The following is a 13,000-nucleotide window of genomic DNA, read 5'->3' on the forward strand; positions in this document are numbered from 1 at the left end:
CCTGGTTCAATTTTGCAAGTTTTTGCATTAGACCGACTTGAAATTGGGGCCGGTTGTGACGAACTGCCCAGCGACATCATCCGGCATTCGCCCGTTCGCGTAGAACAGGCAGCAGGTGCCCGGTGCAAGACCGGTCGATCACCGCGCGCTCAGTTTGCGCAAGACGATCCGCAATAAAGTTGTGGCCTCCTCCCGGCCGATAGAGGAAAACCGTCATGCAGAAACATGTCCGTCTCGCCGTATTGTCTCCGATGCTTCTCGCGATGGCCTTTTCGCCGGCACTCGGCGCTGAAGCGAGTGCGCCCGCCGAGACAGGAACGAGCCTGCCCTCCATCATCGTCACCGATGTGAAAGTGATGCCGCTGACCGCAATCGTCCGGGCGACCGGCACGATTGAACCGGTCGAGGAAGTCTATGTCCAGCCGCTGGTCGAAGGCCTCTCGATCGAGACGATCAATGCTGAAATCGGCGACAGGGTTGAAGAAGGCGAGGTTCTGGCAACGCTTAGAACCGACGCGCTGCTCCTGCAGAAAAGCAGCCTTCAGGCAAGCAAGGCCAAGGCCGAGGCAAGTCTGGCCCAGCTCAACGCCCAGTTGACGGCAAGCGAGGCCGCCCAGACGGATGCCCGCCGTCAGTTCGAGCGCACCAAGCGCCTTGCCGACAATGGCTCGGTCTCCACCTCGGCGCTGGAACAGGCGGAAACGGCGGCACTGAGGGCCGATGCCTCGACGGCCGCCGCGCGCGAGGCCGTCAGCGTGGCGGAAGCCGATATCAACGTCCAGCAGGCGCAGATCGACGATATCGACCTTCGGTTGGAGCGCACCAACATCAAGGCGCCGGTCTCCGGCGTCATCTCCGGCAAGAATGCCCGCATCGGCGCGATTGCCACCGGCGCCTCGACGCCGATGTTCACCATGATCCGCGACGGCGCGATCGAACTGGTTGCCGAGGTCCCCGAGGAAAACATGATGAAGGTATCCGAGGGCCAACCGGCGAAGATCTCGCTGGTCGGCGATGCGCCCGCTCTCAGCGGCACCGTCCGGCTGGTTTCGCCCGTTGTCGACAACATCACCCGTCTTGGCGATGTGTTCATCTCCATTGATGAGCCCGGTCGCGCGCGTCCCGGCATGTATGCCAGCGCCGAGATCATTGTCGAGGAAGCCGAAAACCTGGCCCTGCCGATGACCGCCGTCAATATCGACCGTCAGGGTTCCACCGTGCGCCGGGTGAAGGACGGCACGGTCGAGATCGTGACGGTCAGGACCGGCATCCAGGACGGCGAAACGATCGAGATCGTTGATGGCCTTGCCGCGGGCGACCAGGTGGTGGCCAAGGCCGGCGCCTATGTGCGCGCCGGTGACCGGATCAACCCCGTGCCGGCCGCCGAAGCGCCGCTCAACTGAGGTCAGGACACATGAACTTTTCAGCCTGGGCCATTCGAAATCCGGTCGCGCCCCTTCTGCTTCTGGGCCTGCTCCTGTTCATGGGCCTGCAGTCGTTCCGCGACATGCCGATCACCCGTTTCCCGAATATCGACGTCCCCGTCGTCGCCGTCACCGTCACCCAGAGCGGCGCGGCGCCTGCGGAACTGGAAATGCAGGTGACGAAGAAGATCGAGGATGCGATCGCCAGCGTCTCCGGCGTCGATGAGTTGAACTCGACGGTGACCGACGGCGTTTCCACCACCTCGGTGCTGTTCCGCATGGAAGTGAAGCCCGACGAGGCGTTGCGCGACGTCAAGGACGCGATCGACAATATCCGCTCCGACCTGCCGGCCAATGCCGACGAGCCGGTCGTGCGCAAGATCGACGTCGAAGGCCAGGCGATCCAGACCTTTGCCGTCTCCTCGCCCAACATGTCGCTGGAGGAACTCTCCTGGTTTGTCGATGACACGATCGAGCGAGCGTTGCAGGGCATACGCGGCGTCGGCCGGGTTGATCGCTACGGCGGCGCGGATCGGGAGATCCAGGTCTCGCTCGATGAAAACAAGCTGGCGAGCTATGGCATCACCGCATCCGATGTGAACGCGCAGCTACGTCAGACCAACGCCGATACCGGCTCCGGCCGCGGTCAGGTGGCCGGCGCCGAACAGGCGATCCGCACGCTGGGCGACGCCCGCAGCGTTTCCGATCTCGCCAACACCATGATCGCGCTGGGCAATGGCCGGTTCGCGCGGCTTTCCGACCTCGGCACGGTGACGGACACCTATGAGGAGCCGCGCACCTTCGCCCGCCACGAAGGCAATCCGGTGGTCTCCTTCGGCGTGTTCCGCTCCAAGGGCGCCAGCGAAGTGACGGTCGCCGATGCGGTGGCCGAGGCGCTGGACGAGGTCCGCGCCGAACACCCGGATGTCTCCATCGACCTGATCGACGACGCCGTCTACTTCACCAAGGGCAATTACACCGCAGCCCTCGACACGCTTTACGAGGGCGCGATCCTCGCCATCATCGTCGTCTTCCTGTTCCTGCACAATTGGCGGGCGACGCTGATTGCCGCCGTGGCGCTTCCCTTCTCGGTGGTCCCGACCTTCTGGATCATGGATATGCTTGGCTTCTCGCTCAACCTCGTCAGCCTGATCTCGCTGACGCTGGCGACCGGTATTCTGGTCGATGACGCGATCGTGGAGGTGGAGAATATCGAGCGGCATATCGGCATGGGCAAGACGCCCTACCGCGCAGCGCTCGATGCCGCCGACGAGATCGGCCTTGCGGTGATCGCCACGTCCTTCACCATCATTGCCGTCTTCGCGCCGGTCTCCTTCATGCCGGGCATTCCGGGCCAATACTTCATCCAGTTCGGACTGACAGTGGCCTTTGCCGTGTTCTTCTCGCTCGTGGTTGCCCGCCTGATTACCCCCGTGATGGCCGCCTATATGCTCAAACCCGCAAAGCACAAGGCGAAGGAAGACAAAGAGAGCAATGACGGCCGCGCGATGCGCGGCTATACGGCCGCCGTACGCTGGACCACACGGTTCCGCTATGTGACACTGGTCGCCGCGCTCGGCGTCCTGGCCGTGTCGCTATTCTTTATGGCAAAGATCCCCGGCAGTTTCATGCCGCCGGAAGATGCCTCGCGCATCGTGCTCTCCGTCGAACTGCCGCCCAACGCGCAGCTTTCCGACACCGAGGAGATGACCCGGCTGGTCGCGAACCGGATCGAGGGTTTCGAGGGCGTGGAGAGCGTCACCGTGCTCGGCGGTTCGTCGCCGCTGGGCGACCTCGAATATCGCCGCGCGACCGTGACGGTGACGCTCGAAAACCTTGCGCACTCGCTGCCCGAGGCGATCGTCAACGATCTGATCGGCGGCATTCCGCTGATCGGCCAGTACCTGCCGAAGCTTGAGCCGCAGGGCCGCACCATCCCGCAATGGCAGATCGAGCAGGAGGTTCTGGCGGCGCTTTCGGACATTCCCGACCTTCGCATCACCAAGCTGAACGACCGGGGCCAGCGCGACATCCAGTTCAACTTCCTCTCCGACAATGAGGAAGACCTGCAGCAGGCGGTTGCCATTCTGGAATCCAAGCTGCGCGCCGATCCGATGCTGGACAAGGTCTCGTCCGAAGGCGCCCTCCCCCGGCCGGAACTGCAGATCCATCCGAAGAAGGAAATCGCGGCCCGGCTTGGCGTGACGCCGGCCCAGATCGCCAATACGGTTCGCGTCTCGACCGTCGGCGATATCGACGCCAACCTGCCGAAGATCTCGCTCGACAACCGGCTGATCCCGATCCGCGTTCGCACCGATCTGGAGCTGCGCCGTGACCTCTCGGCAATCCGCAACCTGAAGATCCAGACCGCGAGCGGCGAAATGGTGCCGCTTTCGGTGGTCGCCGACGTCAACTACACGGAAGGGGTCGCAACCGTTGACCGCTACGACCGCCACCGCGTGGTTACCATCGGCGCCAACCTGCCGCCGGGCGTGGCGCTCGATCCCGCGACCGCGCGCTTCCGCGAGATCGTCGAGAATACCGAGATCCCGTCCACGGTGACGCTGGCCGAGAGCGGCGATGCCAAGATCCTCGCCGAAATGCAGCAAAGCTTCATCAACGCCATGCTGCTCGGCCTGTTCCTGGTGCTGGCGGTGCTGATCCTGTTGTTCAAGGACGTGATCCAACCCTTTACCATCCTGTTCTCTCTGCCGCTGGCGCTTGGCGGGGTGGCAATCGCGCTGATCCTGACCGACGAGCCGGTATCGATGCCGGTGATGATCGGCCTGCTGATGCTGATGGGCATCGTCACCAAGAACGCCATCCTGCTCGTCGACTTCGCCAAGGAGGCGATCTGGCACGGCATGGAACGGCGCGCCGCTCTTGTCGAGGCCGGCCGCAAGCGTGCCCGCCCGATCATCATGACCTCGATCGCCATGTCGGCCGGCATGCTGCCGGCAGCCCTTGGCGTCGGCGAAGGCTCCGCCTTCCGCGCACCCATGGCAACGGCGGTGATCGGCGGCATCATCGTCTCCACCGTGCTGAGCCTCCTGGTCGTCCCGGCCTTCTTCATGATCATGGATGACATCGCCAGGCTTTTGAGGTGGGCGTTCAGCCGCTTCATCGGCCAGCGCGATCCGGACGATCATGTCTATACCACCGAGGAAGCGGGCCGGTTGAGCGAGGCCAACCGCGCCAAAATTGCCAAACTCGAAGAGCGGATCAACGAGATCGAGAACAACCGCGAAGGCTATGGCAGGCACGGCATGGCGTGAGCGTTGCGGATTGGCGAACGGAAACATTCCGCTAGCGGAAAACGCGAATTTCTTTAAATCGTTTCGTTCAAGGGCCGGCCTGAAACCGGCCCTTTTGCTTTTTGCCACGTGCGGCATCCGCGCGCGCCGCAAACGTCAAAATTTCCGGCCCTCAGTTGATTGAAATCAATACCCCGCGCCGCGTCTGCTTCTAGGTTTCATCCAGTCAGAAGGCCGGTCTCCTCCCTCCCAACCGATGAGACGGCCCTGGCCGCAGGACAGGCTGTGCGGATGGTCCGCATTGCCTGCGATAGTCAGACATTATGCGCGAGGAACCGGGTTTCCCTCTGACAAGGAAACGGGTTCCGGCGCAGCAACCGGCGACATTGCGGCGTGCACCGGTCGTGTTGCAGATCTGGACAGGCAAAAAGCCCGGTCGCCGCGGGGCCGGGACAGGAGACGGACAGTGAACAGGACCCTCTTGCTGAACGAGCGAAAGAAAACGCTTTTTGTCGAAACCAAGCTGACGGCCAACATGGATATGGCGACCATGAACAAGCTGATGGAATGCGCGACCTTCGCCAATTGCTATCCCCGTGACGTGGTCTTTCGCCAGGGCGATCCGGCGACCCATTTCTACAGCGTGCTTTCCGGCTATGTGCGCCTTTACCGGCAGAACAGCGAAGGCCGCGAAGCCGATATCCGCGTCTGCGGACCGGGCGACAGCTTTGCCGACGACCTGATCTTCGGCGGCGACACCTATGAATACCACGCCCAGGCCGCCGACAAGGCGATGCTGGCGCGCTACGACATCAACCGCGTGCGCAATGCGAGCCTTGCCGATGACGGCATGCTGGCGCGCGCCATTGCCGGCTCGCTTGCCGGCCAGCTTCAGGAAACCATGGACTGCATCGCCAATGACCGGCTCAACACCGCCGTTCAGCGCGTTGCCCTTTACCTTCTGGAACAGGCCGAGGGCCAGGAATCCCCTGCCTCCTTCCGCCTCTCCTTCCAGAAGAGCCTTCTTGCCGGCAAGCTGGGGCTTGCCCCGGAAGCGCTTTCCCGCGCCTTCGCGACGCTGAAGGGTCTCGGCGTCCACGTACACGGCCGCATCATCGAAATTGAGGATATGGACGCGCTGCGGGCTCTCTGATCTGCGCACCGGTCATGCGGCCGACCTGAAAACCGGCGGGGCCATTCCCGCCGGTTTTTCGTTCGTCCGGGTTGTCGTCAAAGACGGCATAAATCCGAGCAAAAAACGCGTGGCAAGCGCACGTCGTGTCGCATGGATCCTCGGGTCAAGCCCGAGGATGACGCAGTATGTGACGACAGTTTGGTCTATATTTCGGACCGGGGGAGAGACGACCGGGCTTTGAAATACTGACGCCCCCTTGGATGCGGATCTGACGCATCAATTGCTTTGCAGAAGGCGTCATCCTCAGGCTTGACCCGAGGATCTAGGCTCATGCGACTTGGGCACGCGAACAAGATCGGCGTTCAATGGCAGTCTCAAAGACCGCCATTTTCCTTGAGGAAGGCGACAATCGCCTCCACCCCGTCGCCGCGCTTCAGGTCGGTAAACACGGTCGGCGCGCCGGAGCGCATGCGTTCGGCGTCAGCAGCCATAACGTCGAGATTGACCTCGACGTAAGGGGCCAGATCCTTCTTGTTGATGATCAGAAGGTCCGAGCGGGTGATGCCCGGTCCCCCCTTGCGCGGGATTTCCTCGCCTTGGGCGACCGAAATCACGTAGATGGTGATGTCGGCAAGGTCCGGCGAGAAGGTGGCAGCCAGATTATCGCCGCCCGATTCGATGAAGATGATATCGAGATCGGGAATGCGGCTGTTGAGTTCAGCGATCGCCTGCAGGTTGATCGTCGCGTCCTCGCGGATGGCCGTATGCGGGCAGCCGCCGGTCTCCACGCCGACGATGCGGTCCGACGAAAGCGCCTGCATGCGCACCAGAGCTTCCGCGTCCTCGCGCGTATAGATGTCATTGGTCACCACGGCGACGGAGTAATCGCGGCCCATCGCCTTGCAGAGCTTTTCCGTCAGCGCCGTTTTGCCGGAGCCCACCGGACCGCCGATGCCAACGCGCAGGGGACCGTTTTCAGACTTCATGTCGAACCTCGTCAAATCAAAAAAATTAGCTGCGAAAAAGTCGCGAATGCTGGGTTTCATGGCGCAGCGCCGAGACATCCGCCCGGAAGGTGCATCCGCCGAGATCGTCAAGGCCGGAGACGGCCGCACGCGCCGCCGTTTCGAGGATCGTCTCTTCCAGCCCCGCCAGCACTTCAAGCCCTAAGACCTGGCCGCAGAGCGACAGCCTGATGGCGGCGGAGATCGACTGGGCGATCTGGGCATGAAGATAGCCCTGGCAGGCCGCTTCCAGACCGATGCCATGTGCTCCTGCGACGGCGCCAAAGGCAACCGGCAGCGCGATCTCGTCCGGCAGTTCGGCAAGCACGGGCGCAGGCCAGGCGGCGGCGGCGGTGACGAAGGCCGACCCGAGCGCCAGCGTCTCGGCATGGCGTTCGCGCGCGCCGGCAAGGGCGGCGGCAAGCGCTGCCGTCTCGCCAATGCGGGCGCTGTCACCCTCCGCACGATGGCTTTCGCACAGAAGCACGGCATCGTTCCAGAGGAAGCCCTGCGCGAGCCCCGAGGAAAGCCAGTCCTTCAGGCCCGCCGCGTCCCGCAGCAGACCGTCATGAGCGGCCCGTTCCAGCCCGCCGGAATAGGCAAAGCCGCCGAGCGGAAAGGCCGGCGACAGCCAGGACATCAGCCTGAGCAGCGACGTGCCCGAAACGTTGGCCGCCTCAATCGTGGTGGTGGTGATGGCCGTGATGGTCGTGATCTCCGTGATCATGATCGTGATGGTGGTCGTGATCGCCGTGATGGTGATCATGATCGCCATGGCTGTGATAGGCGCCGCGCACGGGCTGGAACGGTTCGACGACTTCGCTCACCGTCGCGCCAAGACCATTGAGCATCTGCCGGATGACATGGTCGCGCAGGATCAGGATACGATCGGTTTCGATCTGTGCCGGCAGATGCCGGTTGCCGAGATGCCAGGCAAGTTCGATGATATGGAGGCCGTCGCGGGCGCGAATCTCGTAAAGCTCCTCGGGTGCTGCGACGATCTCGATCAGCGAGCCGTCTTCCAGCACCAACCGGTCGCCGCTGGCAAACAGCACGGCTTCCTTGAGATCGAGCATCACCGAGCCGCCATCGGCAAGCTTCAGCGCCTTGCGCCGAAGGTGACGCCCGTCATGGGTCAGTTCGATACGGCCCGAGGCCGGGCCGCTGGCCGTGCCTGCCGGAATATAGGTTGTCACACGTTGCATTCTATCCCCTTGCACCACGCCTGAAACGATCCAGGGTGATCAGCATTCATAGCAAGATTGCACCGCTTGGCAAGCGCGTGCACTGCAGCAATCGCTCAGGCATGGCCGGCATGATGGGGATGTTCCGGGTCGTCGATCTTCTCCGTCTCGACATCGGCGGAGAGTTCCTGCTGCGCCCTGCCGGTCGGCTGACGGGTGAAGCCGGTCATCGGACCGGTCTGCTGGAAGTCGCGCTTGATTTCGACATCGGAGGTCAGATAGGCGGTGATCAGTTCCGCGATCGAGCGCAGCGCATGCATGTGGATGCGCTCGTAACCGTGCGAGGCATCGACGCCAAAGGCAACAAGGGCGGTGCGCACATCGGCGCCTGCTTCCACAGCACTTGCCGAATCCGAGCGATAGTAGCGGAAGACGTCCTTCTGGTAGCGGATATCGTTGAACTTGCAGACATCCACCAGCTTCTTGGTCAGGTGCCAGTCGAAAGGTCCGGTCTGGTCGGCCATGGCGATGGTGACGCCGAACTCGGAGGAGTTCTGTCCAGGCGCCGATGTGCCGTTGTCGACGGAGACAAGCGAGGCGACCTCCGGCGCGACAATTGACGAGGCCCCCACACCGACCTCCTCGGCGATGGTGAACAGCCAGTGGCTGGCGACCGGCGTCTCGACATTCGCATCCTGCATCGCCTTCAGCGCGGCCAGCATCAGCGCCACGCCGGCCTTGTTGTCAAGATGGCGGGAGATGATGAAGCCGTTGTCGAGGAATTCCGGCTGCGGATCGATGGCGACGATGTCGCCGATCTCGATGCCCAGCCTGTCGAGATCCTCCTCGTCGCGGCTCAGGGCATCAACGCGCAGTTCGACATAGTCCCACCCGACCGGCATTTCGTCGATTTCGTTGTTATAGGTGTGGCCGGAGGCCTTGAGCGGCAGGATGGTCCCGCGATAGGCGCCCTTTTCGGTGAAAAGCGTCGCCCGCGCGCCCTCGGCAAAGCGCGCCGACCAGGTACCGATCGGCACCAGTTCGAGCCGGCCATTGTCCTTCAGGAATTTCACCTGCGCGCCAAGCGTGTCGACATGGGAAACGACGGCGCGCGCGCCGCGGCTATCCACGCCCCTGCGCACGGCCCGAATGGCGCCCCTGCGGGTCAATTCAACGGAGAGGCCAAGCTTCTCAAGCTCTCCTGTGACGAAGCGGACGATCGGATCGGTGTAGCCTGTCGGCGAGGGGATCGCGAGCAGCGATTTCAGAATGTCGGACAGGTACTCGGAATCAATCGTCAGTCTTTGCATCACTCACTCGTTTTTCTGCGCTTCGCGGGCTGAAGCCCTGGCCCCTGCCGGCATGGACAGGGGGAACAGCAGATCGACAAACCGTTCGGCCGTCGGCTGCGGCTCGTGGTTGGCAAGCCCCGGGCGCTCGTTGGCCTCGATAAATGCGTAATCAGGGTTTTGGGGCGACTTGATCATCAAATCAATCCCCACGACCGGAATATTGATCGCGCGGGCTGCGGAAATCGCGGCATCCACAAGCTTCGGATGCACGATATCGGTCACGTCATGGATCGTGCCGCCGGTATGCAGATTGGCCGTGCGGCGGACCCGGATCTCCTCGCCTTCCTTCGGCACGTCGGCGAAGGTGTAGCCGGCGGCGCGGACCGTCCGTTCGGTTTCGGCATCAAGCGGTATGGAGGATTCGCCGCCGGTCGCGGCACTGCGACGCGCGCTCTGGGCCGAGATCAGTTGCTCGATCGACGAGCGCCCATCGCCGATGATATGGGCCGGACGGCGCACGGCGGCCGCCACGAGGCGATAATTGATGACGATGAGACGAAGGTCCTCGCCCTCGACCATTTCCTCGATCAGCACCGTATCGCAATAGGCCTTGGCGGCGTCGACCGCCTCGCGCACCTCTTCGGGCGTGGTGACGCCGACGGAAATGCCCCTGCCCTGCTCGCCGCGCGCCGGTTTGACGACGAGCGGTCCGGCCTCCTCAAGAAAGCCGGCAATGGCTTCGTCGCCGGCGTCGGACGTCATCTGGCGCGGCACCTTGACGCCCGCCTCCTCGACGAAGCGTCGGGTCACCGACTTGTCGTCACAGATCGACATTGCGACAGAGGTCGTCAGTTCCGTCAGGCTTTCGCGACAGTGGATCGAGCGGCCGCCGTAGGACAGTCGGAAAAAGCCGCCCTTGGCGTCGGTCACCTCCGCCGAAATGCCGCGCCGCCGCGCCTCGGCGACGATCAGCCGGGCATAGGGGTTCAGCGCCTCGTAGTCTTCCTGCTCCGGTCCGGTGAACAGTTTCTCGTTGATCTGGTTCTTGCGCTTGACGGTGAAGAACGGCACCCGCTTGAAGCCGAGCTTTTCGTAGAGCTTTATCGCCGGCACATTGTCATGCAGCACCGAGAGGTCGAGATGGGAAGCGCCGCGCGCGAGGAAATGCTCGGCCAGCCTGCGCACCAGCGCCTCGCCGATGCCGCGCTGGCGCGCCTGCGGATCGCTGGCCAGGCACCAGAGCGACGCGCCCTTTTCCGGATCGTTGAACACTCTGCCGTGGTCGATGCCGGTGACGGTGCCCAGGATATTGCCGGTATGCTCGTCCTCGGCGACGAAATAGACGATCGAGCGGGCATCGCGCTGACGCCAGAAGAAGTCCGGCCGCACCACGACCATGCCGCGCGCGGCATAGATACGGTTGATCGCCTGGGCATCGATTTCCGATGTCAGCCGGCGGATGAAGAAACCCTGCGGCGGCTTGGAGGGCGCGGCGCGATAGGTCGAAAGATCGAGCCGATAGGTGTGCGAGGGATCGAGGAACACCTCCTGCGGCGCGTTGGCCAGCACCACATGCGGATCGCGCACATAGATGGCGATATCGCGGTGGTCCGGCACCTCGGCCCGCAAGGTTTCGATCAGCAGCTTGGCGTCGGAAAAGGTCTGGCCGAAGACGATCCGGCCCCAGCCGCAATCGATCGAGACATCCGATTTCATCACGCCGCTGTCATCGCCGCTTTTGATCGGCGGCTTCATGCCCTGGGTCCGCATCTTCTTCAGGCGATGGGAATAGGCATCGCGGTTGCGGTGCTCCGGGTGATCCTTCGGACCCTTTTCCGAGCTCATCGGCTTTTCCTCAAATCTCGTGAGACTGCAACCACATTTCCAGAAGCGCCACCTGCCACAGTTCCGAACCGCGCAGCGGCGTGATGTGGCCGATCGGATCGATGAACAGGTCATCGAGATAGGATTTGTTGAACAGGCCGCGCTCGCTGGAGACCTGGCTCGTCAGTGTATCACGAACCATGTCGAGATACTCGCCCGAGATGTATTTGAGCTGCGGCACCGGGAAATAGCCCTTCTTGCGGTCGATCACCTCATGCGGCACGACGAGACGGGCGGCGTCCTTCAGCACGCCCTTGCCGCCGTCATTGAGCTTGAATTCCGGCGGGATGGTGGCCGCCAGTTCGGCAAGCTCGTGATCGAGGAACGGCACGCGCGCCTCAAGCCCCCAGGCCATGGTCATGTTGTCGACGCGCTTGACCGGGTCGTCCACCAGCATCACCTGGCTGTCGAGGCGAAGCGCGCGGTCAACCGGGCCTTCCGCGCCCGGCGCCATCAGGTGGCTCTCGACAAAGGCGCGGCTGACGTCTTCTTCCGCCAGCCATTCCGGTGAAAGGTGACGCGACAACTTGGCATGATCGCGGTCGAAGAAGCCCTTGGCATAATCGCCGACGACATCGTTGGAATTTTCAAGCGGCGGATACCAGTGGTAGCCGGCAAAGATCTCGTCCGCGCCCTGGCCGGACTGCACAACCTTGATGTGCTTGGACACTTCGCGCGACAGCAGGAAAAAGCCGATATTGTCGTAGGAGACCATCGGTTCCGACATGGCGTTGATCGTGTCCGGCAGCGCGCTCATCAGCTCCGAGGAGGGCACGAAGATCTTGTGGTGATCCGTGCCGAAGCGTTCGGCGACGAGATCGGAATAGCTGAACTCGTCGCCCTTCTCGCCATTGGCTTCCTCAAAGCCGATGGAGAAGGTCATCAGGTCCTTCTGGCCTTCCTCGGCCAGAAGCCCGGTGATGATCGAGGAATCGACGCCGCCGGACAAGAGCACGCCGACGGGCACGTCGGCCACCATGCGGCGACGAACGGCGGTGCGCAGCGCCTCCAGCACCCGGTCGCGCCATTCCTCGCGCGACAGGCCGGCGGTCGCGGGATCACGTTCATGCGGCGGCGCCCAGTAGCGGATGTCCTCGAAGGAGCCATCCGGCTCGTAGCAGCGAGTCGTCGCCGGCGGCAGCTTGCGCACGCCCTTCAGGATCGTGTGCGGCGGCGGCACAACGGCGTGGAAACTCATGTAATGATGCAGCGCCACCGGATCGACGGACTTGTCGACGCCCCCGCCGCGCAGAAGTGCGGGAAGTGTGGAGGCGAAGCGGATATTCTTGCCGCTTGTCGTGTAATAGAGCGGCTTGATGCCGAACCGGTCGCGCGCGAGCATGGCCTTGCCGCTGTCACGCTCGATGACGGCAAAGGCGAACATGCCATGGAAATGCTTGACGCAATCGCGGCCCCAGGCGTGATAGGCCTTGAGAATGACTTCCGTGTCGCCGGTGGAGAAGAAACGGTAGCCCTTTTCCTCCAGCGTCTTGCGCAGCTCCGGATAGTTGTAGATGCAGCCGTTGAACACGATCGTCAGACCGAGTTCAGGATCGGTCATCGGTTGGGCAGCCTTCTCGGAGAGGTCGATGATCTTCAGGCGGCGATGGCCGAAGGCATAATTGCCGCGGCCGAGAATGCCGCTGCCATCCGGCCCGCGCGGGGCAAGCGCCGCTGTAATGCGGGCGACGGCCTCGGCATCCGCAAGCGTTCCGTCAAATCTGATTTCTCCGGCAATACCACACATGTTCTGGCCGATCGCTCCTGTCCTTGGCGCCAGGCCTGAGAAGCAAGGGAGGTCTCCACAGAACAGGCGCATATTC

The 13,000-nt window shown here is 63.0% G+C and carries 9 protein-coding genes; 3 read left to right on the plus strand and 6 right to left on the minus strand.

Annotated features, from left to right (window positions below):
* Nucleotides 1-215 precede the first annotated feature (215 nt).
* The 3 genes from FF124_RS08550 to FF124_RS08560 all read left to right on the plus strand — a co-directional run bounded on the left by FF124_RS08550 (nt 216) and on the right by FF124_RS08560 (nt 5,831).
* Complete coding sequence (locus FF124_RS08550; protein ID WP_138748072.1) at nt 216-1,403, plus strand: efflux RND transporter periplasmic adaptor subunit; 1,188 nt, start codon at nt 216-218, stop codon at nt 1,401-1,403.
* A gap of 11 nt (nt 1,404-1,414) precedes the next feature.
* Nucleotides 1,415-4,699: an efflux RND transporter permease subunit gene (locus tag FF124_RS08555; protein ID WP_138748073.1), complete on the plus strand. Its 3,285-nt coding sequence runs from the start codon at nt 1,415-1,417 to the stop codon at nt 4,697-4,699.
* Nucleotides 4,700-5,144: 445 nt separating this feature from the next.
* Entirely contained in the window at nt 5,145-5,831 is a 687-nt protein-coding gene (locus tag FF124_RS08560; protein WP_246072306.1) for a Crp/Fnr family transcriptional regulator, read from the plus strand.
* Between the two features lie 356 nt (nt 5,832-6,187).
* On the opposite strand, the gene ureG is transcribed toward FF124_RS08560, so the two are convergent.
* The 6 genes from ureG to FF124_RS08590 all read right to left on the minus strand — a co-directional run bounded on the left by ureG (nt 6,188) and on the right by FF124_RS08590 (nt 12,924).
* Nucleotides 6,188-6,799 (minus strand): urease accessory protein UreG, encoded by a 612-nt coding sequence (ureG, locus tag FF124_RS08565; protein WP_138748074.1) that lies wholly within the window; start codon nt 6,797-6,799, stop codon nt 6,188-6,190.
* Between the two features lie 25 nt (nt 6,800-6,824).
* Nucleotides 6,825-7,457: an urease accessory protein UreF gene (locus FF124_RS08570; RefSeq protein WP_138748201.1), complete on the minus strand. Its 633-nt coding sequence runs from the start codon at nt 7,455-7,457 to the stop codon at nt 6,825-6,827.
* 37 nt (nt 7,458-7,494) lie between these two features.
* Nucleotides 7,495-8,022, minus strand: a complete 528-nt coding sequence (gene ureE / locus FF124_RS08575) for an urease accessory protein UreE (protein WP_138748075.1) — start codon at nt 8,020-8,022, stop codon at nt 7,495-7,497.
* A 95-nt stretch (nt 8,023-8,117) separates the two neighbouring features.
* Nucleotides 8,118-9,311, minus strand: a complete 1,194-nt coding sequence (locus FF124_RS08580) for an osmoprotectant NAGGN system M42 family peptidase (RefSeq protein ID WP_138748076.1) — start codon at nt 9,309-9,311, stop codon at nt 8,118-8,120.
* A gap of 3 nt (nt 9,312-9,314) precedes the next feature.
* Complete coding sequence (ngg, locus tag FF124_RS08585) at nt 9,315-11,138, minus strand: N-acetylglutaminylglutamine synthetase (RefSeq protein WP_138748077.1); 1,824 nt, start codon at nt 11,136-11,138, stop codon at nt 9,315-9,317.
* A gap of 10 nt (nt 11,139-11,148) precedes the next feature.
* Complete coding sequence (locus FF124_RS08590; RefSeq protein WP_138748078.1) at nt 11,149-12,924, minus strand: N-acetylglutaminylglutamine amidotransferase; 1,776 nt, start codon at nt 12,922-12,924, stop codon at nt 11,149-11,151.
* Nucleotides 12,925-13,000 lie beyond the last annotated feature (76 nt).

Source organism: Martelella lutilitoris (assembly GCF_005924265.1).
Taxonomy (GTDB): Bacteria; Pseudomonadota; Alphaproteobacteria; order Rhizobiales; family Rhizobiaceae; genus Martelella; species Martelella lutilitoris.

Excerpts from the sequence above, each read along its gene's own strand:
- FF124_RS08550 (WP_138748072.1), top strand. The coding sequence starts at position 216 with ATGCAGAAACATGTCCGTCTCGCCGTATTGTCTCCGATGCTTCTCGCG.
- FF124_RS08555 (WP_138748073.1), top strand. The coding sequence starts at position 1,415 with ATGAACTTTTCAGCCTGGGCCATTCGAAATCCGGTCGCGCCCCTTCTG.
- ureG (WP_138748074.1), bottom strand. The coding sequence starts at position 6,799 with ATGAAGTCTGAAAACGGTCCCCTGCGCGTTGGCATCGGCGGTCCGGTG.
- FF124_RS08570 (WP_138748201.1), bottom strand. The coding sequence starts at position 7,457 with ATGTCCTGGCTGTCGCCGGCCTTTCCGCTCGGCGGCTTTGCCTATTCC.
- ureE (WP_138748075.1), bottom strand. The coding sequence starts at position 8,022 with ATGCAACGTGTGACAACCTATATTCCGGCAGGCACGGCCAGCGGCCCG.
- FF124_RS08580 (WP_138748076.1), bottom strand. The coding sequence starts at position 9,311 with ATGCAAAGACTGACGATTGATTCCGAGTACCTGTCCGACATTCTGAAA.
- ngg (WP_138748077.1), bottom strand. The coding sequence starts at position 11,138 with ATGAGCTCGGAAAAGGGTCCGAAGGATCACCCGGAGCACCGCAACCGC.
- FF124_RS08590 (WP_138748078.1), bottom strand. The coding sequence starts at position 12,924 with ATGTGTGGTATTGCCGGAGAAATCAGATTTGACGGAACGCTTGCGGAT.